General features: G+C 66.8%; 17 protein-coding genes. 6 read left to right on the top strand and 11 right to left on the bottom strand.

Annotation, left to right across the window (positions count from 1 at the left end):
• Positions 1-7: 7 nt before the first annotated feature.
• From ILT43_RS13490 to ILT43_RS13480, 3 genes are all read right to left on the bottom strand, one after another.
• On the bottom strand, positions 8-628 hold the full coding sequence (locus ILT43_RS13490; protein ID WP_204199503.1) for a hypothetical protein: 621 nt from the start codon (positions 626-628) through the stop codon (positions 8-10).
• Positions 628-1,785, bottom strand: a complete 1,158-nt coding sequence (locus ILT43_RS13485; RefSeq protein ID WP_204199502.1) for a hypothetical protein — start codon at positions 1,783-1,785, stop codon at positions 628-630. Before ILT43_RS13485 ends, ILT43_RS13490 begins: the two co-directional genes overlap by 1 nt.
• Positions 1,786-2,203: 418 nt before the next feature.
• On the bottom strand, positions 2,204-2,521 hold the full coding sequence (locus ILT43_RS13480; protein WP_204199501.1) for a 2Fe-2S iron-sulfur cluster-binding protein: 318 nt from the start codon (positions 2,519-2,521) through the stop codon (positions 2,204-2,206).
• An 84-nt stretch (positions 2,522-2,605) separates the two neighbouring features.
• On the opposite strand from ILT43_RS13480, the gene ILT43_RS13475 reads away from it, so the two are divergent.
• Positions 2,606-3,244: a DNA-3-methyladenine glycosylase family protein gene (locus ILT43_RS13475; protein ID WP_204199500.1), complete on the top strand. Its 639-nt coding sequence runs from the start codon at positions 2,606-2,608 to the stop codon at positions 3,242-3,244.
• On the opposite strand, the gene ILT43_RS13470 is transcribed toward ILT43_RS13475, so the two are convergent.
• Positions 3,239-3,640, bottom strand: coding sequence for an EVE domain-containing protein (locus ILT43_RS13470; protein ID WP_204199499.1), 402 nt, complete (start codon positions 3,638-3,640; stop codon positions 3,239-3,241). The genes ILT43_RS13475 and ILT43_RS13470 overlap by 6 nt on opposite strands.
• Positions 3,641-3,765: 125 nt before the next feature.
• Here ILT43_RS13470 and ILT43_RS13465 point away from each other — a divergent pair, with 125 nt between their 5' ends.
• Both ILT43_RS13465 and ILT43_RS13460 read left to right on the top strand, forming a co-directional pair.
• Positions 3,766-4,155, top strand: coding sequence for a hypothetical protein (locus ILT43_RS13465; RefSeq protein ID WP_204199498.1), 390 nt, complete (start codon positions 3,766-3,768; stop codon positions 4,153-4,155).
• A 92-nt stretch (positions 4,156-4,247) separates the two neighbouring features.
• Positions 4,248-4,520: a DUF3297 family protein gene (locus ILT43_RS13460; RefSeq protein WP_204199497.1), complete on the top strand. Its 273-nt coding sequence runs from the start codon at positions 4,248-4,250 to the stop codon at positions 4,518-4,520.
• A 967-nt stretch (positions 4,521-5,487) separates the two neighbouring features.
• Here ILT43_RS13460 and ILT43_RS13455 read toward each other — a convergent pair.
• On the bottom strand, positions 5,488-7,362 hold the full coding sequence (locus ILT43_RS13455; RefSeq protein ID WP_204199496.1) for an ABC-F family ATP-binding cassette domain-containing protein: 1,875 nt from the start codon (positions 7,360-7,362) through the stop codon (positions 5,488-5,490).
• Between the two features lie 304 nt (positions 7,363-7,666).
• On the opposite strand from ILT43_RS13455, the gene ILT43_RS13450 reads away from it, so the two are divergent.
• The 3 genes from ILT43_RS13450 to ILT43_RS13440 all read left to right on the top strand — a co-directional run bounded on the left by ILT43_RS13450 (position 7,667) and on the right by ILT43_RS13440 (position 12,107).
• Positions 7,667-10,021: a TonB-dependent receptor gene (locus tag ILT43_RS13450; RefSeq protein WP_239474794.1), complete on the top strand. Its 2,355-nt coding sequence runs from the start codon at positions 7,667-7,669 to the stop codon at positions 10,019-10,021.
• Positions 10,022-10,125: 104 nt separating this feature from the next.
• A complete protein-coding gene (locus ILT43_RS13445) occupies positions 10,126-11,382 on the top strand; it encodes a hypothetical protein (RefSeq protein ID WP_204199494.1) in 1,257 nt (418 codons plus the stop codon).
• Positions 11,383-11,396: 14 nt separating this feature from the next.
• Entirely contained in the window at positions 11,397-12,107 is a 711-nt protein-coding gene (locus ILT43_RS13440; protein ID WP_204199493.1) for a L,D-transpeptidase family protein, read from the top strand.
• A 346-nt stretch (positions 12,108-12,453) separates the two neighbouring features.
• Here ILT43_RS13440 and ILT43_RS13435 read toward each other — a convergent pair whose 3' ends face one another.
• The 6 genes from ILT43_RS13435 to recN form a co-directional block, all read right to left on the bottom strand.
• Positions 12,454-13,263, bottom strand: a complete 810-nt coding sequence (locus ILT43_RS13435) for a LytR/AlgR family response regulator transcription factor (RefSeq protein WP_204199492.1) — start codon at positions 13,261-13,263, stop codon at positions 12,454-12,456.
• Positions 13,260-14,297 (bottom strand): sensor histidine kinase, encoded by a 1,038-nt coding sequence (locus ILT43_RS13430; RefSeq protein ID WP_239474816.1) that lies wholly within the window; start codon positions 14,295-14,297, stop codon positions 13,260-13,262. The genes ILT43_RS13435 and ILT43_RS13430 overlap by 4 nt, the downstream gene beginning before the upstream one ends.
• A 524-nt stretch (positions 14,298-14,821) precedes the next feature.
• A complete protein-coding gene (locus ILT43_RS13425; protein ID WP_204199490.1) occupies positions 14,822-17,422 on the bottom strand; it encodes a TonB-dependent receptor in 2,601 nt (866 codons plus the stop codon).
• 169 nt (positions 17,423-17,591) lie between these two features.
• Positions 17,592-19,718, bottom strand: a complete 2,127-nt coding sequence (gene ligA / locus ILT43_RS13420) for an NAD-dependent DNA ligase LigA (RefSeq protein WP_204199489.1) — start codon at positions 19,716-19,718, stop codon at positions 17,592-17,594.
• 151 nt (positions 19,719-19,869) lie between these two features.
• Positions 19,870-20,037: a hypothetical protein gene (locus tag ILT43_RS13415; protein WP_204199488.1), complete on the bottom strand. Its 168-nt coding sequence runs from the start codon at positions 20,035-20,037 to the stop codon at positions 19,870-19,872.
• Positions 20,034-21,692: a DNA repair protein RecN gene (gene recN, locus ILT43_RS13410; protein ID WP_204199487.1), complete on the bottom strand. Its 1,659-nt coding sequence runs from the start codon at positions 21,690-21,692 to the stop codon at positions 20,034-20,036. The genes ILT43_RS13415 and recN overlap by 4 nt, the downstream gene beginning before the upstream one ends.
• Positions 21,693-21,897 lie beyond the last annotated feature (205 nt).

Here is a 21,897-nt window from a genome sequence, read left to right as displayed (position 1 = left end):
TCCCCTCTTACAGCCGGCGCCCCAAGACCGCTTCGTCCGGCGTCTCGCGTCCGGTGCCCTCATCGTAGATCGTGAACGCCAGCGTCGCATCGCCGCGGCGACGCCAGCCATAATCGGACAAGGCCCGCAGCCGCCCGAAGACCTCACCCGTCCGGCGTCCCTTTGCCTCGACGAAGCGCGGTCGTCGATCCACCGCGACGATCGCGCCACCCAGTTCGGAGACGGGTTCGCCCGGGGCCAGTCGATAGCTGACGACCAGCAGCCGCCCGCCATCGGGCGACAGGCAATCGCCGGGCCACCCCGACAACAGCCGCAGCGCCTGCTGTTCACCGGATACACGCCACTGCCACAGCAGGCGGCCATCCCTGGCGAAGCGGCGCAGCCGCGTGAACGGCCGCACCGCCGCCGCCCGCGCGCAGGAGCCGGCGGGTGCCTTGGTCGTCGCAAGTTCGCTTTTCTCCGCGCGCGCCGCCGCCGCATCCGCGACGAAACCGTCCGCTACGATACGCCCGCCCGTCTTCACCGCGGCGGTGACCGATCGGACCGCGCCGGGCTGGCCATCGATCGTCCAGCGGGCGGCGGGTGCCGCGACCTGACTGGCGGCGGTGGCGAGAAGCATAGGGATCATCACGGTGTCGCTGTCCGGGTGAAGGAGCCGGGAACGGCACTGAGCGGCGACGACGGACCCATGATCCGCTCGGCACGCTCGGTGGCATGCGTCATCTGGGGCTTGTAGTTCGTCGACGCTCGCTCGGTGCTGTAATTGGCCAGAATGTCCGCTTCATAGGTCGTTCGCTGTTCGGCTGTCCAGGTGGCGGGATCACGCGAGGCCTTGGGGTTGGCGGCGTAGAAGGTGTCGAGCGCCGCCCCGAATGCGTTGTCGACATGGGCGGGACGGTTGACGTGGTGGTTCAGGATCATCGCCGCTCCCTGTTCCGACGTGACGTAGTCGCCGGCCGGGCGCGTATAGGCGGCACCGGCGGGAACCGTGCCGACCGCCGCCGTGAGCCGGGTCTGGAAATCCTTGATCTGTTGCGCCTGGAAATCGGGGTCGCGACCCGCCTTTTGCAGCGGATCGAGCGCGGTGCCCCAATGGTCCGGCGCGCTCCGATCCTTGATGTACGCGGCGGTCTCCGGCGCGGTGGGCGTCTTGCCGTCGACCGTCAGCCGCAGTGCGAACGATGCGTCGCTATGTCCCTTGGCAACCCGCTCGACCGTCCAGCCCCGGTCGGCAAACAGCGTCCGGTATTTGTCGGGATTCGCCTCCTTGAAGTCCCAGACCTGCCGCGGAAATTCGCCGGTTCCCTGCGGGTTGACCGTCTTCTGCATCGCACCGACCGACACGATCTGGTTGTCATAGGCCTGCACCGAATCGAGCCGCCCCTCGCTGGCCGACATATGGCTGATGACGTGGCGCTCGGGCGCAGTCACCTTGCCCGCGGCTTGCAGGGTCTCCCACGCCGCGCTCTCGCCCACGCGGAATGCGGGGTCGCCCGCCGCCCGGTTGGGAAACGCCGGCCCGCCGATCTTGCCATACCGGTTCCACACAGCCACCTCGTAATCCGGCGTTTTCAAAGCCTGCGCCATGCGGGACACGTCGCCCGACCGACCGGCCCTGACCATCGCCGACTCCAGTGCATCGCGGTCCTGCGGATGTTGGCGGACGTGCACCGTCAGGGTGGGCACATCCGCCGTCTTGGCCAGCGTCGCGAGATCGCCTTTTCCTGGCGGGAGTGTTCCCGCTGCCGCTGCGGAGGACGTGAATAGCGAGAGTACTGAGGTCATGGCTCACTCCTTGCCGGTAATCCCTCGCTACGCCTCGCTTGCCAGCTGCTCCATAAGCGTTTCGGTTAGCCCGACACGCTGGCAGCGGTCCTGTCTTGCCCGGTCGGTCGTATATCGACGGCATGCCCGTCATCCGCCGGATCATCGCCCGGTACGCGCCGGATGGCTGGCGGACGGCCTGGGTCGATGGCGCTGCAGGACGATCATGTCGGCAACCTCACCTCGGATTGGTGCGGCTAACGCTGTCCTACAGCACGGTGCCGGATATACAGTGGGGCATGTCCGCCACCCGCCCGTTGCCGTGTTTCCCCGGATCATCGCCGGCGACCACGCGCGAAAGGTCCCGGCTGCGCGCGTTATCCCGTGACCTTTGGGACCTTTTGCGGCGCGCGGAGCCGGTAGGCGCGATCCGCCGCGATCAGTCTTCCGCGGCGATCGTCACGCGCAGGCCGTCGAGCGCCGGGCCGAACGGGATCTGGCACGACAGGCGCGAGGTCGCGTCGCGGTCGCTGGTGGAGTCGAGCAGATCGTCCTCATCGATCCCGATCGGCGGCAGCTTGTCGGCGAAGGCGGGATCGACATGGACGTGGCAGGTCGCGCAGCTCAGGCAGCCGCCGCACAGCGCCAGCAGCTCGTCGACGCCGCCGTCGCGGATCACTTCCATCACCGACAGGCCCGCTTCGCCGTTCAGTTCGCGGGTGTCGCCTTCACGGGTGGTGACGATCAGCGTGGGCATTGATGTATCTCCGAAACTCGGTCTCGTGCATGGCGGCGCGCCGCGTGCGGATCAAGCGGCAACACTCTTCACGGGAACGACGTCATGGGCCTGACTGCCGACCAGATACGCGCCAGCCTCGATGCGCTGGCCGAAGTGGAGCCCGCCTTCGCCACAGCGCTGGCCCGGATCGGCTATCCCGCGCCACGCTATCGTGGGCCGGGCTATTCCACCTTGCTGCGGACGATCGTCGGTCAACAGGTCAGCGTCGCCTCCGCCGCCGCCGTGTACGCGAAGCTGGAGGCGGTGCTGAGCGAAGCTGGGCTCGGCTCGCCGGACGATCCGCTCGCCATTCTCGCGGCGAGCGACGAACAGCTGCGCGCCGCCGGCCTGTCGCGGCAGAAGGCGGGCTATGCGCGCAGTCTGGCGGACGAGGTGGCGAGCGGGCGGCTCGACCTGACGGCGCTGCCCGCGGACGACGAGGAGGCGATCGCGCAATTGGTGCGGGTCAAGGGCATCGGCCGCTGGTCGGCGGAAATCTACCTGCTGTTCGCGGAGGGGCGGGCGGATATCTGGCCAGCGGGCGATCTGGCGGTCCAGATCGAGGTCGGTCGCATCCTCGGCCACGAGACGCGGCCCTCGGAAAAACTCACGCGGGAGGTCGCGGAGGCATGGCGACCGCATCGCGGCGCGGCGGCGATCTTCGCGTGGCACCATTATGGCGCGGACATGACGGTGTTATGATTCGGCGAGCCGCACGATGCACGTCCATTCGGCGTCGGTGACCGGCGACACCGACAGTCGTGACTGGCGCAGCATCGCCATGTCCGCCAGCGCCGGCTCCGCCTTCATCGCCGCGAGCGTGACGGGGCCGGGCAGGGGCTCGACGGCCTCGAGCCGGACGGACACCCAATTGTCCGCCGGGTCGCCGTCGGCCTGCGCGGCACGGGCGATGCGGGCTATCCCGACCGCTGCCTTGGCCTTGCCGCTGTGATAGACCAGCACAAGCTCGCCGACGCTCATGCGCTTCAGATGCCCGGCGGCGGCATGGTTGCGGACGCCGTCCCATTCGGTCCCGCCGTCGCGGACCAGATCGTCCCAGCCATAGCTGTCCGGTTCCGACTTCAGCAGCCAGTGCATTGGCTGAACTCCCGTTAAACATCCCGTTCCGCGCGCATTCAGCACGTTATCGCTAATGACGGCAACACGGTCGCGGCTCGTGCGTTTTGACCAGGTGGACCGGGTATAGCGTATGGAGGTCTGAGATGACGGGTTTGTGGAAGAAGGCTGGGCTGGGTGCGGTGATGGCCGCGACGGTCCTGACGGCGGCGGCGCCCGCGGATGCACAACGTTGGCGCGGATATCGCGGGCATCACCGCGGCGGCGGCGATGTCGCGGCTGGCGCGGTGCTCGGCGGCATCCTGGGTCTGGGCGTCGGCGCGGCCATCGCATCGAGCAACCGGAACCGCTATTACGACCGCGGCTACTATGGCGGCGGGGGCTATCGTGGAGGCTATCGCGGCTATTATGCGCCGCCGCCTCCGGTGCGCTACCGCGGCTATTACGACGGCGGCTATTATGCGCCGCGCTGTTGGACGCAGTGGCAGTTCGATCCCTATTACGGGGACCGCGTGCCGGTGCAGGTCTGCAACTGATATCAGTTCGTCACGGGGAGAACGGCGTGGGGCTTCGGTCCCGCGCCGTTTTTTCTTGTCAGCGGGTCGTATCCCGGTAAGCCGCCAGCATTATGACCGATACGCCCCCCGATCGCCTCTCGATCAACCCCGACAGCCCCTATTTCGACCAAGCGCTGCTGGAGCGCGGCATCGGTATCCGCTTCAAGGGTGCCGAGCGGAAGGACGTCGAGGAATATTCGATCCCCGACGGCTGGATCCGCGTCGCGCTGGGCAAGAAGGTCGACCGCAAGGGCCGGCCGCTGACCCTGAAATTGTCGGGCGAGGTCGAGGCGTGGTTCGAGCGTCCTGCCGCGACGGACGAGGCGACGACCGACGAGGGCTGAAGCGCCTCCGCGGCGATGCGCTGGAGCTGCTGCGTGACGAGCGGGTCGAGCCCGAGATGCTCGGCCGCCTGCTCCCGCGGGCCCAGCGTGCGCGGATCGATGCCCGTGACCGCGCCGAAGATCGTCAGCGCCGACAGGTAATAGCCGGCGCTGCTGGCGTGATACTGGTCGTAGGTCCAGAGATCGACCTTCCCGTACGCGATGCCGTCGAACGGGTTGCCGTCGGCGATGCCGTTGCGGATTGCGATGTTCCATGCGGTGCCGACCGGGATCGGCCGGCCGAACATCGGGTCGGCGGCGCTGATCTGCGCATTGGCGGCGTACAGGTCGTCCGCCATGCGCGTGATCGGCTGGCCGGACCAGCGGCTGCCGGGTCGATAGGTCAGGTCGGCGCGCGACCATGTCGAGGTCAGATGGATGCTCGCCGCCTTGTTGCGGACCTTGAGCATCGCCGCGAGGGCACGGGCGGCGGCGGCGTGGTTGGTCGGATCGCCGGGCCGGGCGGCATCGAGCGTGCTGAATCCCTGCAGCAGTACGACATCCCATTTGCGGTCGATCAGTTGCCGCTTCTCCGCGAGGTGCCAGGCGAGGTCCTTGCCGGGCGAGGTTTCGAGGCTGACTTTCCAGTCCTGCTTCGTTTCCTCCGCGAAGGTCGCGAACAAGGCAGGGACGCCGCCGATGCCTTCCTTGTTGAGGTCGGTCACGCGGTCGGGGTGGTAGTGCTGGACGGGCGAGCCGGCGCCGAAGGTGAAGCTGTTGCCGACGAAGAGGATGGTCTTGGCGGCCGCGGGGGTGGTCGCGAGGAATGAGGCGGCCAGCAGTGGCATCCACCGCGGCGAAGGCCGGGGTCTAGTCGCCACGATCGATGTGACGGCTGTCAGCCCGCGCGTCGACGCGCCCGGCAACTGGACCCCGGCCTTCGCGGGGGTGGTGCGGACAGCGCGAGGCATTCGCCCCGAATCCACCATCACGCCGCCTGCGCTCCCGCCATTTCCAGCGCTTCGCTCGCCTCCAGCCATTTGGCTTCGGTCGTTTCCAGCTTCGCCTGCACCTCGGCGCGGCGGCGGTTGAGATCGCTCATCGACAGCTTGGCGAAGCGCGGCTCTGCGCCAGACGGGTCGAACATCGCGCGGTCGATCGCGTTGCGCTCCTTCGTGAGGCGCGCGGTGTCCTCCTCCAGATCGCGAACGGTCTTGCGCAGGGCGAGGTCGCGGTCGCGCGCTTCGGCGGCGGCCTTCTTGCCGGCCTTGCGATCGGCCTTGCTCTCACCGGGTTTGTTCGGTTCGCCCTTGAGGATGAACGCGATGTAATCGTCGAGGCTGCCGTCGAATTCCTTGGCGGTGCCCTCGTCGACCAGCACGAGCCGGTCGGCGGTGAGTTCGACCATATGGCGATCGTGGCTGACGAGGATGACCGCGCCCGAATAGTCGTTCAGCGCCTGCACCAGCGCCTCGCGCGCATCGACGTCGAGGTGGTTGGTGGGCTCGTCGAGGATCAGCAGATGCGGCGCATCACGGGTGATGAGCGCGAGCGCCAGTCGCGCCTTCTCGCCGCCGGACATCTTGCCGACCTTGCCCGTGGCGCGCTCGCCGGAGAAACCGAACCGGCCGAGTTGCGCGCGCACGGCGGCGGGTGTCGATCCGCGCATGATGCGGGTCATATGCTCCAGCGGAGTATCGTCGGAATCGAGTTCCTCGACCTGATACTGGGTGAAATAGCCGACCTTCATCTTGCCGGTGGCATTCATCTCCCCCTCCATCGCCGACAATTGCGCGGCCAGCAGGCGAGCGAGCGTGGTCTTGCCGTTGCCGTTGCGGCCGAGCAGTGCGATCCGGTCGTCGGGATCGATGCGCAGGTTCAGGCGACGCAGGATCGGCGTGTCGGCGTAACCGACGCTTGCCATGTCGAGCGTGATGAGCGGCGGGCGCAGTTCTTCGGGATTGGGGAAGCCGAACGACAGCGTCGGATCGTTCGCCATTTCCGCGATCGGCTGCATCTTGGCGAGCATCTTCTGCCGACTCTGCGCCTGTTTGGCGGTGGAGGCGCGGGCGGAATTGCGCGCGACGTAATCGATCAGCTTCGCGCGCTGCGCGTCCTGATTGGCCTTGGCGGCGGCGAGCTGCGCCATCCGCTCCGCACGCTGACGCTCGAAGGCGTCGTAGCCGCCGGGGTAGAGCGTGATCTTGCCGCCCTGAAGGTGCAGGATGTGATCGACGACGTTGTTCAGGAAATCGCGTTCGTGGCTGACGACGACGATCGTCGCCTTGTACGACTTCAGGAAGTCCTCCAGCCACATCACCGCTTCGAGATCGAGGTGGTTCGAAGGCTCGTCGAGCAGCAGCAGGTCGGGCTGCGAGAACAGCAGGGCGGCGAGCGCCACGCGCATCTTCCAGCCGCCCGAGAAGCTGTCGAGCGGCTGCGCCTGCATCGCCTCGTCGAAGCCGAGCCCGATCAGGATCTGCGCGGCGCGGGCGGGGGCGGTGTAGGCGTCGATCGCGATCAGGCGTTCGTAGATGTCGCCGAGCTTGTCGGCGTCCTGCTCCGTCTCGCTGGCGTGCATCAGCGCGGCGCGCTCCAGATCGGCGGCCAGGACCGTTTCAAACGGTGTCGCCTCGCCGTGCGGAGCCTCCTGCGCGATATAGCCGATGCGGGCACCGCGCGGCATGTCGGCGCTGCCGCCGTCCGGTTCGAGCTGGCCCGCGATCACGCGGACCATCGTCGATTTGCCCGCGCCGTTGCGACCGATCAGGCCGACGCGGCTGCCGGGAGGAAGCGTCGCGGTCGCGCCGTCGAGAATCGTGCGGCCGCCGAGGCGCACGGTGATGCCGTTCAGGTTGAGCATGCGGGGCACCATAGCAGATTGCGGCGGTGCAGCGAAGAGGGGGCGAAGTGGAGGAAGTGGAGGCGACCGGAAGGTGTGCTTCACTTCGGCCGTCATGCCGGGCTTGTCCTGGCATCTACGGCGCCGCGCGCCAGCGGACTGCGGATATGCGGAGCCGTGGATGCCGGGACGAGCCCGCATGACGGGAAGGTACAAATCTCCAGCATGTTGCCACTATGTCACGCCTGTGCCGTGTAGGACATAGCTGCCCCTATCCTGTCACAAATCACGCCTAGCGGGAGCGGCGACCCGCACCGGGTCCGGGATGACCGGTGCCGGGTCGTTGTTTTCGAAAGGGATTACCGTGACTGCTTCCGCCGCCCTCCGGGCGTTGCTTCTGCTCACCGCCGCCACCGGCGCGACCGCCGTCCACGCACAGGAGGCGGCACCGGCCGCTCCGGCCGCGCAGGACGACAGTTTGGGCGATATCGTCGTCACCGCCGAACGCCGGTCCGAGAACACGTTGCGCGTCCCCGTGTCGGTCGGCGTCGTGTCGGGCGACAATCTGCGCGACTATACGTCGGGCGGCGACGACACGCTGCTGTCGCTGTCGGGCCGCGTCCCCAGCCTGTATATCGAATCGACCACAGGCCGCATCTTCCCGCGCTTCTACATCCGCGGGCTCGGCAACATCGACTTCTATCTCGGCGCGTCACAGCCGGTGTCGATCATCCAGGACGATGTCGTGCTGGAGCATGTCGTGCTGAAGTCGAACCCGGTGTACGACGTGCAGCAGGTGGAGGTGCTGCGGGGGCCGCAAGGGTCGCTGTTCGGCCGCAACACCACCGCCGGCATCATCAAGTTCGACACGTTCAAGCCGACGCAGACGTTCGACAGCCGCGCGAGCGCGTCGGTCGGCACCTATGGCTCGGTCAATCTGGACGCGGGCGTTGGCGGGCCACTGATCGCCGACGTCTTGGCGTTCCGTCTGTCGACGCTGATCCAGCACCGCGAGAATTGGGTGGACAACAGTTTTGCGGGCACCAGCGCGGACTCGACCGCGACGCCGCGCAAGAACGCGATGGGCGGCTATGACGATCGCAATGTCCGTCTTCAGTTGCTGCTGACGCCGGGATCGGACTTCTCGGTCGATTTGTCGGGCCACGCCCGCTGGTATGACGGCACGTCGACACTGTTCCACCGCGCCGCCCTGACCAGGGGATCGAACGACGTGTCCCGCGAGCCGCGCGGCCGCGTCGCCTATGACGAGGCGAACGATAATCCGCAGTCCTACGACACGTTCGGCGGGTCGGTGCGCGCCGCATACGACTTCGGTGCGGCGACGCTGACCTCGATTACCGCGTACGAGACGACCTCCGGTTACAGCCGCGGCGATACGGACGGCGGTGCGGGCGCGAATTTCCCGGTGCGCGGGGTCGCCAACGGCTTCGGCGAGTCACAGGGCCAGATCCGCGATCTCGACCAGTGGACGCAGGAAGTGCGGCTGGCGAGCGACGGCGACGGCGCATTCCGCTGGCAGGTCGGCGGCATGTACTTCGACAGCCGCGACATCACGGACTTCTACCAGCGTACGTTTTTCCTGACGACGCCGGCGCGCAATCCCAACAACTGGGTGCGGTTGCACGACGTGAATACGTCGTGGGCGGGCTTCGGGCAGGTCAGCTACACGATCGACCGGCTGACGCTGACCGCCGGTGGTCGCGTGACCGAGGACAAGAAGCGCACGCAGTTGCTGAAGACGGTGCTGAGCGCGACCGGCGTCAACCAGTATCCCGCCACCGGCCGACGCGACGTGACGCTGAAGGATACGCAGCCGAGCTGGGACTTCAGCACGCTGTATGCGGCCAGCGATGATATCAGTCTGTATTCGCGCGTCGCCCGCGGTTTCCGCGGACCGACGATCCAGGGCCGGTCCGCGGTGTTCAACACCGACTTCACGACCGCGGATTCGGAGACGATCCTGTCATGGGAGACGGGCGTGAAGACCCGCCTGCTGAACAACACGCTGAGCCTGAACGCGACGGTCTTCGGTTACCGCGTGAAGGACATCCAGCTGAACGGCAACGACGTGTTCGGCAACGGCATCCTGTTCAACGCGCGCCGCGCCGACGCTTACGGTGTCGAGGCGGATGCGACGTGGCGGCCGGTGCGCAACGTCACGCTGGGGCTGGGCGGAAGCTGGCTGCACAGCGAGATCAAGGATCGGGGAGCCGAGACGCAGATCTGCGCGCTGAACGGCGTCGTCGTCTGCACGCCGTCCGCGCCGGTGCGATCGGTGCCGGGCGCGTTCGGGCCGGTGTACCTCGTCAAGATCGACGGCGAGCCGCTGCCGAATGCGCCGGAGTACAACATCAACGTCAATGCGCGGTTCGACCAGCCGCTGGGCAATGGCGGTCGCGCGTTCGTCGCGGGTGACTTCAACATCCAGGGCTACACGCAGTTCGTCCTCTACAAGACCGCCGAGTTCACCTCGAACGGCAATTTCGAGGGCGGCCTGAAGGTCGGATACAGCGCGCCCGGCGATGCGTACGAACTGGCGGTGTTCGCCCGCAACATCACGAACGAGAAGAACCTGAAGGGTGTGATCGAGAATTACATGGCCGCGGTATTCAACGAGCCGCGGATCATCGGCGTCTCGCTGTCGGGTAAGTTCCGCTGATCGGTCAAGCGAGCTGATGGACCACGACTTCGGCTGGCGCAAATGCGTTTCGCCAGCCGAAGTTTGGGGTCGACAGGGCGCGGTTGGCGGGTAAGGATCGGACGATGCGCTTGTCGATCCTTGCCCTCGTTGCCGCGTTCGTGTTCGCCGACACCGGGGCGGCCAAACCGCCTGCGCGGCAGGCGCATGCCTCGACCGACGTTGCTGGCGTGGAGACGTGGCTCCGACAGCCGGCGGCGGAGCGTCGCGGCGACGATCCCGCCTTCTCGCGGCCCTTGAGCAGGGCCGACGCCGCGCGGGCGCTGGCCGCGATGGCGAAAGCGCGCCTGGCGACGGTGGCGGCGGAGGACCGCGAGGCGATCGCTGCCAAGGCGCTGACGATCGGCGACAAGACGCTGAAATGGGAAACCCGTGTCTTCGGCGAAGCGCCCGCCGGGGGGCGCAGCCTGTGGATATCGATGCACGGCGGCGGCAACGCGTCGCCCGCCGTGAACGACGGTCAGTGGCGCAACCAGATCCGCCTCTACGAACCCGCAGAGGGCATCTACCTCGCGCCGCGGGCACCGACCGACACCTGGAACCTGTGGCACGAGCCGCATATCGACGGACTATTCCAGCGGCTGATCGATGCGCAGGTTGCGGTGAACGGGGTGAACCCCGACAAAGTGTACCTGCTCGGCTATTCGGCGGGGGGCGACGGCGTCTGGCAACTCGCGCCGCGCATGGCCGATCGTTTCGCGGCGGCGGCGATGATGGCAGGGCATCCGGGCGATGCGAGCCTGCTGCCGCTGCGCAACCTGCCCTTCGCCGTGTTCATGGGCGGGGCGGACGGCGCCTATGATCGCAACCGGCATGCGGCGGAGAAGACCGCCGAGCTGGCGCGGCTGCACGCGGCCGATCCCGGCGGTTACACTTTTATGTCGCGCATCTATCCGGGCTTGCCGCACTGGATGGATCGCAGGGATGCCGAAGCGCTGCCGTGGATGGCGCGCTTCACGCGCGATCCGTGGCCGAAGCGGGTGGTGTGGGTACAGGACGACGTGCCGCACGACCGCTTCTACTGGTTGGGTATCGGCGATGCAGGGCAGTTAAAGGTCGGTGGTACGGTCGTCGCGACGGCGACGGGGCAGGGGATCACGATCGCGGGCGACGTGCCGCCGGGACTGACGCTGCGGTTATCCGATCGCCTGCTCGATCTGGACCGGCCGGTGCTCGTGACGGTGAACGGCAGCGTCGTGTTCGCGGGCAAGGTACCGAGGACGGCGCGCGCGATCTGGCAGTCGCTGGAGGAGCGGGCCGATCCCGCCTCCGCCGCGACCGCGCTGCTGACGCTCGCCGGAACGGAGCGACCGGACCGTTAACCCGGACGGCGTATGTGCCGGCGGGGGACGTCGCCGCGGATCGGGTGGCACGGCGGCGCGGATCGGGGCAGAACGTGGGAATGGACTGGCGCAGAACAGCGGCTTGGGTCGGGATCGCGGTGCCGCTGGCGGGCGTTGCGGCGCTGGCGTTCGTCAATGCGCGGCCTGTATCGGTGCCCGTGGTGGTGAAGCCCCTGGCTCGTGTGCCTGCTCCGCGTGCCGCGCCTCGCCCCGCGCCTTCTCCGTCGCCGACGGAAGCGCCCTACATCGTCAGGCGCGTCCTCCCCGTCGCCAGTCCGATGAAGTTCGGCGAATGGCATTGGGACGAGGCGGGTGCACCGGCGACCGGGGAGATCGTCATCACCGTCGATCTGGAGGCGCAGGTGCTCAGCGTGTTCCGCGACGGGTACGAGATCGGCACGGCGGTGGCGCTGTACGGGGCCGACGTGAAGCCGACGCCGCTTGGCGTGTTCAAGGTCAGCCAGCGCGACGCGGATCACGTCTCCAACATCTATGACGCGCCGATGCCGTACATGCTGCGCCTGACCAACGACGGCGTGTCGATCCACGGGTCGAACGTGCAGGCGGGATACATGACGCACGGCTGCGTCGGCGTTCCCACCGTGTTCGCGAAGAAGCTGTTCGCGGTGACGAAGCTGGGCACGAAGGTGATCGTCACCCGCGGCGAGATGCTGGATATCGGCGGCGCGATCACCGCCGCCTGACCGTCTTTCGCTTCTCGGGCGTACATCCACGCCGGGACTATGACGATCGCCGCAGATACGCGGTCACCCCGGACTTGCTCCGGGGTCCACCCATCGGCACAGGGCTCAGCGGGCGACGCTGGTGGACCCGGAACATGTCGGTGTCTATCCCCTGAGAGATATGCCGACCATGTGTCCCCGCAAAGGCGGGGAGCCAGTACTGGACTCCCGCCTTCGCGGGAGCACATGGGAGGGCGGGCAGGCCGCAGTCGTGTTCGAAAGGTTAAGTATCGAACGTCCGGGGCGAAGATGCTGGAATGGACGAGCAGGCGACCGGAAGGCCAGGTAGAGCCTGACCGCCGCCAGCCTAGTGGACGAAGCGCGCCACCACGTCGCGGTAGCTGCGGCTGACCTTTACCTGTGCGCCGGAGCCGAGGACCAGGAAACATTCGCCGTTCGTGTGGGGCTTTACCTGCTTGACCAGGTCGAGGTTGACGATCGTCGAGCGGTGGACGCGCTGGAAACGGCGCGGGTCGAGGCGCTTTTCCAGGTCCTTCATCGTCTCGCGCAGGATCAGCGTGTTGTCGCCGGTGTAGATGCACATGTAATCGCCGGCGGCGTCGATGCGCTCGATCGTGTCGACGTCGACGCGGAAGATCTGACCGCGATCCTTGATGTTGATGAGCTTTTCGAACCGGTTCGACGCCAGATCGGCACTGCCGCCGTCGGTAATGTCGGCCGCCGCGGCGGCTTCGGGTGCATGTTCGGCGAGCACTTCCTTCAACCGGTCGACCTCTTCCGCGCCGCGCTTTTCCGACAGGCGCTGGCGGACCCGGTCGAGCGTGTCGGCGAGGCGGCTCTCCTCCACCGGCTTCATCAGGTAATCGACCGCCTGTGCCTCGAACGCGCGCAGGGCATGGTCGCTATAGGCGGTGACGAACACGAACAACGGCGGCTCGACCTCCATCAGGCCCTGAACGACGGAGAAGCCGTCGAAGCCGGGCATCTGGATGTCGAGGAAGACGAGGTCGGGTTTGTGGGTCTTGATGGCGCGGATCGCTTCGCGCCCGTTCATGCACTTCTCGACGATCTCCACATCGTCGAAAGCCTGGAGGCGAAGCTCCAGCCCCTGAATGGCAAGGGGCTCGTCGTCGACGAGGATGGTGCGAATGGTCATGCGGCCTCTCTATTCACGTCTTCCAGCTGGTACGGAATCTCGATCTCGACCGAGAAACCGCCGGCGGGCGTCGAGCGCGTCTCGAAACGCTGATCCGGGCCGTAAGCCTGAACCAGACGTTCCCGTATATTGGTGAGCCCGACACCGGTTGAAAGGCTTGGACTGATCCGCGCCTCATGCAAGCCGGGGCCGGTATCGGATACGCCGATCTGCACCCGTTCCCCGGCGAGCCGCACCGTGACGCAGATTTCCGCGCCTTCCTCCTGCGGGGTCACCGCATATTTGATCGCGTTTTCGACCAGCGGTTGCAGCAGCAGCGAGGGCAGGCGACCGCGCTCGGCGCGGGGATCGATGTCGAACTTCGGACGCAGTCGATCCTCGAACCGCATCTTCTCGATCTCGAGATACAGCTTCAGTTGCTCGACCTCCTGCGCGATGGTGACGTGCGCGGTCGGTTCGTTCGCCAGCGTGTAGCGGAGGAAGGACGACAGGCGCGACAGCATCGCATTCGCCCGCTCGGTCTGTTTCAGCAGGACGAGCGTGGAGATGGAATTGAGCGTGTTGAACAGGAAATGCGGGTTCAGCTGGTAGCGCAGCATCGCCAGCTGCGCCGACGAAGCCTGTAGCTCCAGCGCGCGCAATTCGTCGATCTGCTCTTCGAGGATCAGGAAGAAGTTGATCGCGTAATATAGCGCGGACCAGCCGGCGAGCACCGTGAAGTACAGGAAGCTGTAGCCCAGCACGCGGGTGACATCGATCGACGCCGTCGCAGTCTGGATGAACGACCAGGTGAAGGCTTGCAGCGTCGAATAGAGGGCCACTCCTGCCAGCAGCGTGATGATGCTAAGCGGTACGCTGGTGATCCGCGGCAGGTGACGATAGGCGCCGTAGAAGGTCGAGAGCAGCAACGTAATACAGTAGCCGACGATCGCCTCGACGATGATCGGGATGATGATCTGAAGCTGAAAGCCGTTAAAGCTGGCCGATACGCCGCGCAGCAACAGATACCCGCCCCAGCCCACTGCCTGAAGCATCCAGAAGGCGCGGGCCTTGTTCTCGAAAAAGGGGCGGACGTTGATGGTCCGGCCGGCGGAGGGGGCGGTTAGCGATGCCACCCGCCGGCTTCTACACCGCCTATCTAAATCGCGCAAAGCTGCGCCTAGCTACATTTCGCTACGAGGCCGCTCAAGCGCCTGCCAAGGAAACGCTTTCCAACCTACGGCGATAACCGTACCATTTTTACGGGGAAAATACGTTCCCACATATAGATCGGCGTCTGATGAAAAAATTTAAATACGTGGCGGCAATCGCTTTTACCGGACTGTCTTTTGCTTCAGCGGGAGCAAGCACAATGCTTACAGCTGAGACGGAGGCGACGAGGAGGTGGTCCGAGGTTTGTACCAAGCCGTACCTGTCTGAAGCTGGATGGTATCTTTGGGGTTCGTTCATCGGTGAATGCCAGCAATATTGGTAATAGCTGACCCCACGGTGATTCCCGATATAGGGGCCGCCGCGATCCCGAAGGTTCGCGGCGGCCCCGTTCAGGCGTCGGTGCGGATCAGAACTCGAAGTGGATCGAGCCGATGAACGTGCGCGGCGCGCCGAAGGTCAGGCGCGGACCGCCTGCGTTCGTGGTCACCGTGCCCTGTGTGTAGGGGAACGCGTTCGACACCGTCGACAGGTTGCCGAAGTAGCGCTCCTTTAGCAGGTTGCTCACGTTGAGCTGAAGGAACGTGCGGTCCAGCCCGGCGAAGCCGAGGTCGAGGCGCGCGTCCAGATCGACGAGCGTGTAGCCAGCCGCCTTCAGGTCGTTGACGTCGGTAACCCAGCGGTCGCCGGTGCGCTTCGCCTGAACACCGACCGAGACCGGATTGAGGTTGAGCTGCGCGCGACCGCCATACTGCCACTTCGGCGTCTCGACCACGAACTTGCCGGCGGTCGGGACGAGGACACGACCGGTCAACGGGTCCGTCGCATCCTCCTGGAGGCGAGCGATCGTGTAGGAGCCGAAACCATAGAGCGACAACCAGCGGACCGGCTTGATCGCCAGGCTGGCGTCGACGCCGTGGCTCTTCACGTCACCCACGTTGCGGTCGACGTTGATCGTCTGATTGCCGTCGAGCAGCGTCTGCGAGCTGATGATCCGGTTCTTGAAACGGACGTACCAGCCGGCGACCTGCGCCTGGATGAGGCGGTTGGTGTAGCGCAGACCGAGATCGAACGAGTCGGTCTTCTCCGGATCGACCGCCGAGACGGGCGAGATGGACACGTCGTCGAAGCCGTAAAGGTTGTCGGTGCGCGGCAGCGACAGGCCTTTCGAATAGCTGCCGAACATGCTGATCGCCGGCGTCGCGTTGAAGGTGAAGCCGACGTTCGGCAGCACCGCATTATAGGTCTTGATGCGGCGCGTGTACGGCGCGCCCAGCGACACGCTGTTGTTGGCGGTGTCGAAGGCCGCGACCTGTGCCGCGGTCTGCGACGTGCAGTAGGCGTCGCTCGACTGGCCGGCGATCGTGTAGCAATAGTTGTTCAGGTTGCGACGGAAGAACGGAGCGCGGACGCCCAGCGCCACCTTGAACGTGTCGTCGAAGAAGCCGCCGCGATACTCCGCCGAGACCTGATGCAGGATCGCATAGGACAAGCGGTTGCGCTTCTGGAACACGTTGCCGGCGGCATCGAGAACGGGCGTCGTGCCGTCGTCCAGCGAGCTGAACGGCGATTGCGGACGACCCTCGTTGGTCAGCAGCGACGCTTCGCCGGTCTGGCGGTGGCGGGCGCTGTCCCACGTATAGGCTATGCGAACCAGATGATCGTCGTTGATCTGGTACCGCAGGCCGGCGATCGCCGTGTAGCGGCGGGTGCGCGTGTTCGACGGGAAGTAGACGCGCACGAAGTCCGAACGGTCACCGTCACCGTTGATGTCGACTCCGGGCGCAATGCCGGCGCCGAGGCGTCCCGATGTCTGTGCATATTGCTGTGCATAGGTGCCGTTCGCGCTCGTGGCGCTGGCGTCCGTTTCGGCCAGCAACGCCGAGCCGCCGCCGTTCGCACGCGTGAACGAGAATGCGCCGTCGAGCGTGAAGAGGAGCTTGTCGGTGACTTCGAAGCGGGAGTTCAGACGGACGTTGCCGGTGTTCGACGGGTTGAAGGCCGTCGTGTAGATGTTGTTGCAGCTGTTGCGATCAGTCTGCGAACCGGTGCCGCCCGGCTGCGACTGGAGGTCGCAGGCGTAATCGTAGCGATAGGTGCTGGACGTGTCGTCGAACACGTAATCATATTCGTTGTTGCTCAGATCGAGCGTATAGGGGTTGGCCGCCGATCCGGTCGTCGGGATCGTGGCACCGGCACCCGCGACGCGCGTCCGGATGTTGGCGAAAGTCGGGTTCGAATAGAAGTAGCTGCGGTTCTGGTTGTAATGCGCAGCGATTGCCACGAAGTCGCCGTTGTTGCCGATCGGCTGGTAGATCTTGCCGTTATACTGCTGCTTGTAGATCGTACCCGGACCGCGGAACTGGTCGTACTTCTGCGTCGAGGCGGACAGCCACGCTTTGGTGCCGAAAGAGGTGAACTGACCCGTGTTCAGCATGACGAAGGCGCGGTTCATGTCGTTGGTGCCGCGCGAGTATACTGCCGCGGCGTGCAACTCGTCAGTGGGGATCAGCGAGCGATAGTTGACCGTGCCACCCGATGCGGCGGCCGTGGGAGAGTCGACGTCGGCCGAGCCGAAGTTGACGTTGACCTGCTCGATCAGCTCGGGATCGAGCTGCTGGTTGGAATAGATCGCGTAGTTGCCGGAGTCGTTCAGCGGAATGCCGTCGAAGGTCAGCGCGATGCGATTGCCATCAAAGCCGCGGATACGGATCTGCCCGCCCGAGCCGCCGTAAGCGTCGGAGTTGGTGAAGCTGACACCCGGAATAAGGTTGATCGTGTCGAGGATCGTCTGGCCGGGCGCGCGGCGCTCGATCAGCTCCTGCGTCAACACGGCGCGAGCCTTCGGAGTTTCAGGAATCTGGATGCCGTCGATGGTGACGGGGCCACGGCTGCCGGTAACGACGATTTCGCCCTCTTCGGCTTCGACGGTGCCGGTCGACTGCGCCATTGCGCCAGCCGGAATCATGAGCGCGGCAAAGGCCACGCTGCAATAAAGCTTCGTTCGCATCTATTGTCCCCTTGAGCCCAACGCTCCGGTCGGCGGTCACTGCCGCTTCGATCCGCGCCCTGCGGCACGATTATGACGCTTCGGTGACAGATGCGAGATGGTTCCAAGGCTTTGATAATTCTGTCGTGCTGCGTTGCAAAACGGCAACGCTGCTGACCCGTGCGGCGGCTCAATCCGTAGCGGAAACGACCTCCGCCCATTCCGCCTCGGTCATGACGCGGATGCCGAGATCCTCCGCCTTCTTCAGTTTCGATCCGGCACCGGGGCCGGCCACGACGATGTCGGTCTTTTTCGATACCGAGCCCGCGACATGGGCACCGAGCGATTCGGCCTGCGCCTTGGCTTCGTCGCGACTCATCGTCTCCAGCGTGCCGGTGAAGACGACGGTTAGGCCGGACACTTCGGAGGTGCGCGTCTCGTGGACCACGTCGGCGGGCCGGACCTGACGCAGTAGGTCGAATACGACCGTGCGGTTATGCGCCTCCGCGCAGAAACCGATCAGCGCGTGGGCGACTTCGGGGCCGATGCCGGCGGTGTCGATGTGCGCGACGAGCAGGCGGTCGCGGCGCAGCACGAACTTGCGTTCCGGCTCGCCGATCTGCGGCTGGGTCGCGCGGCGCAGCGCCACGGCGGAGCGGAGCATCGCGCCGAGCGCCGCGGCGGTGCGGTAGCGGCGGGCGAGATCGCGTGCGGTGACCTCGCCGATATGGCGGATGCCGAGCGCGAACAGGACGCGGTCCAGTGGAACGCTGCGCTTGGCGTCGATCGCCTCGATCAGCTTGCGCGACCAGAGCCGGCCGTCCTTCTTGCGGGCGGCGAGTTGCTCCTCGGTAAGGCGGAAGATGTCGGCTGGCGACTGGATCAGGCCGTCCGCGAAGAACGCCTCGATCAGGGTCTGGCCAAGGCCGGTGATGTCGAACGCGTGACGGGAGACGAAATGGCTCAACCGCTCCACGCGTTGCGCCGGGCAGATCAGGCCGCCGGTGCAGCGATAGACGACCTCGCCCTCCTCGCGATCGGCGGCGGAGCCGCAGGCGGGGCAGGTTGTGGGAAAGGTGTAGGGAGCGCGGTCGGCGTCGGGCGTCAGGTTCTCGACGATCTGCGGGATGACATCGCCGGCGCGTTGCAGGACGACGCGGTCGCCCTCGCGCACGCCCAGCCGCGCGATCTCGTCCGCGTTGTGCAGCGTGGCGTTGGTCACGACGACACCCCCAACGGTCACGGGTTCGAGCCGCGCGACAGGGGTCAGCGCGCCGGTGCGGCCGACCTGGATGTCGATCCGCTCCAGCGTGGTCTGCGCGCGCTCGGCGGGGAATTTGTGCGCCAAGCCCCAACGCGGTGTGCGCCCGACGATACCGAGTCGCGCCTGCCAGTCGAGGCGATCGACCTTGTAGACGACGCCGTCGATGTCGAACGGCAGGTCGGCGCGCGTCGTCTCGATCGCGCGGTACACGGCGAGGGCGGCGGTGACGTCTTCCGCCAGTGCGAACCCGTCGGCGATCGGGAAGCCCCAGCGGCGCAGCGTTTCAACGAGCGCGTGCTGCGTCTCGCCCGGCACTGCGCTCGCTTCGCCCCAGCCATGTGCGAAGAAGCGCAGCGGGCGGCTGGCGGTAACGGTGGCGTCCTTCTGGCGCAGCGATCCGGCGGCGGCGTTGCGCGGGTTGGCGAACTGGCGCGCCTCCTTGCCCGTCGTCTCCGCTTCGGCGAGCAGGCGGGCGTTCAGCGCGGCGAACGCGGCCTTGTCCATATAGACTTCGCCGCGGACCTCGAAGATCGCGGGGGCGTCGGCGGGGAGGCGGCGGGGAATGTCGGCGATCGTCAGGACGTTGGCGGTCACGTCTTCGCCGACCGCACCGTCGCCGCGGGTCAGCGCCTGCACCAGTGCGCCGCCTTCGTAGCGCAGCGAGCAGGACAGGCCGTCGATCTTGGGCTCGGCGGTCAACGCGACGGGTTTGTCGTTGGGCAGCTTCAGGAAGCGGCGGATGCGCGCGACGAATTCTTCGACCTCCTCGTCGTTGAAGGCGTTGTCGAGGCTGGTCATCGGCCGCGCATGCGCGACCTTGGCGAGGTGCGCGGCGGGGGCGGCACCGACCTGCTTCGACGGGCTGTCGGCGCGGATCAGGTCGGGATAGGCCGCCTCGATCGCGGTGTTGCGGCGGACGAGCGCGTCATATTCGCTGTCGCTGATCTCGGGCGCATCGTCGGTGTGATAGAGCGACGAATGAAGGCCGATCTCGGCAGCGAGGGCAGCGAGTTCGGCGGCGGCGGCCTCAGGCGAATCAGGCAACGGGTCCATGCGCGTTCGCCTAAAGCAGCCAGCCCGGCCATGCGAGCAGGACCAGCGTCCATAGCAGCAGCACGGACAAAACAGGCCGCCAGACGAAGGCGCTCATGATCTCGATCGAGACGATGGTGTTGCGGACCGCAACGACCGCACCCGCCGCCAGTCACGCGACGTAGCGCCAGCCGCTGCCCGACATCGCCGCCCAGTAAAGCCCGAGCAGCATCGTTACGACGAAACCGATCGCGGCCAATCCCGATCCGATCGTCAGCATTCCGCCGACCGGGAGCATGGCCAGCGCAACCCGGCCTTCACGGCGCTGCGCCGGGGTCATGCGGTTTCCAGCAGACGGTCGGCCTGCGCGCGCGCCTCGTCGGTGATCGTCGCGCCGGACAGCATGCGCGCGATCTCCTCACGCCGATCGTCCTCGTCCAGATGGCGGACGCCGGTGCGGGTGACGGTGCCGTCCGACGATTTGGCGATCAGCAGATGCGCGGCACCTCGCGCCGCGACCTGCGGGCTGTGCGTGACGACCAGCAACTGCGTACTTTCCGCCAGCCGCGCCAGCCGCTCGCCGATCGCGGAGGCGACCGCGCCACCGACGCCGCGATCGATCTCATCGAACACCATCGTCGCCGCGCCGCCCGTTTCAGCCAGCGCGACCTTCAGCGCGAGGATGAAGCGGGACAGCTCGCCGCCCGATGCGATCTTGGTCAGCGGTGCGAAGGGCGCGCCGGGGTTGGTCGAAATTTCGAACTCCACGCGGTCGCGGCCGGCGGCGGACCAGCCCTCGGCGGCAACTTCCGCGACGACGGTCTTGAAGCGCGCAGCGTCCAGCTTCAGCGACGCGAGTTCGTTCGCGACCGCCACGTCGAGCCGCGTGGCGGCGGCACGGCGCTGATCGGACACAATTGCGGCGGCGGCGTCATAGGCGGCGTGCGCGGTCTTCACCGTCGCCTGCAACTTGGCGATGCCGCCTTCGCCCGCCTCCAGCCGCTCCAGCCGAGCGGCGAGGTCGTCGGCCAGGGCGGCGAGATCGTCGGGCTGGACGCGATGCTTGCGGGCCATGGCGCGCAGTTCGAACAGACGCGTCTCGTCATCCTCCAGCGCGCGGGGATCGTACGACAGCGCCGTGCGGGCCTCGCGCAGGCTGTCCTCGGCGGCGTCCGCCTCCGTCACGGCGCGATCGACCGCGGCCAGTGCCTCGGCGAGGGCGGGATGGTCGGCGGCGACCCGCTCCAGCACGCGGGCGGCCTGACGCAGCTTCGCGAGGCCGCCGTCCGAACCCTCCAGATGCGCGTCGATCGCGGCGAGGTCGTCCGCCACCTTCTCCGCGCGCTGCATCGACCGGCGCTTGTCGGCGAGCGCCTCCTCCTCGCCGGGCTCGGGAGCGAGAGTGCGCAGTTCGCCGACCGCATGTTCCAGCCACTCGCGGTCGCGGGCCGCCGTCTCGATCTCCGCACGCGCGGCAGCCAGCGCGGACTCCGCCTCGCGATAGGCGCTCCAGGCGCGGCCGGCGTCGGCGATGTCGACCCGGCCGAACGCATCGAGCAGCGCGCGGTGGCCGCGGGGATTGAGCAGGCCGCGATCGTCGTGCTGGCCGTGGATCTCGACCAAGCGCGGCGCGATCTCGCGCAGCAGGGTCGCGGATGCAGGCTGGTTGTTGACGAAGGCGCGGCTGCCGCCGTCCGCCTTCACGATGCGGCGGATCAGCAGCGGCTCGCCCGGCTCCACCTCGACACCGTTGCCGTCGAGCAATGCGGCGAGATCGGCGGCGGGGGGCTCGAAACTGGCGGTCACCACCGCCTGCGCCGCGCCGTGCCGCACCAGACCGCTGTCGCCGCGTCCACCGAGCGCGAGGCCGAGCGCATCGAGCAGGATCGACTTGCCCGCGCCCGTCTCGCCGGTCAGCACGCCGAGCCCCGGCCCGAAATCGAGGTCCAGCGCTTCGATCAGCACGACGTCGCGGATGGAAAGGGCGGTCAGCATCTGAGGTGCTGTTTAGTGCGGGTTGGCGGGGAATTGAACCGCTTATGTTCCGGGGGCAACGGCGTGCAACCCGTCGATCGTGCCGCGCGTATCCGGGATACCCTAACCAGCGACGCAGCTTCGTTGTCCGGGAGGGCAATAGCACGCGAATGCAATTGTCTTGCCGCCGCTCCGTAACCAGAGAATAGATGTATGCCTTATGAAT

This window comes from Sphingomonas longa, assembly GCF_016892685.1.
Taxonomy (GTDB): Bacteria; Pseudomonadota; Alphaproteobacteria; order Sphingomonadales; family Sphingomonadaceae; genus Sphingomonas; species Sphingomonas longa.
This window is presented reverse-complemented; position numbering and strand designations above follow the sequence as displayed.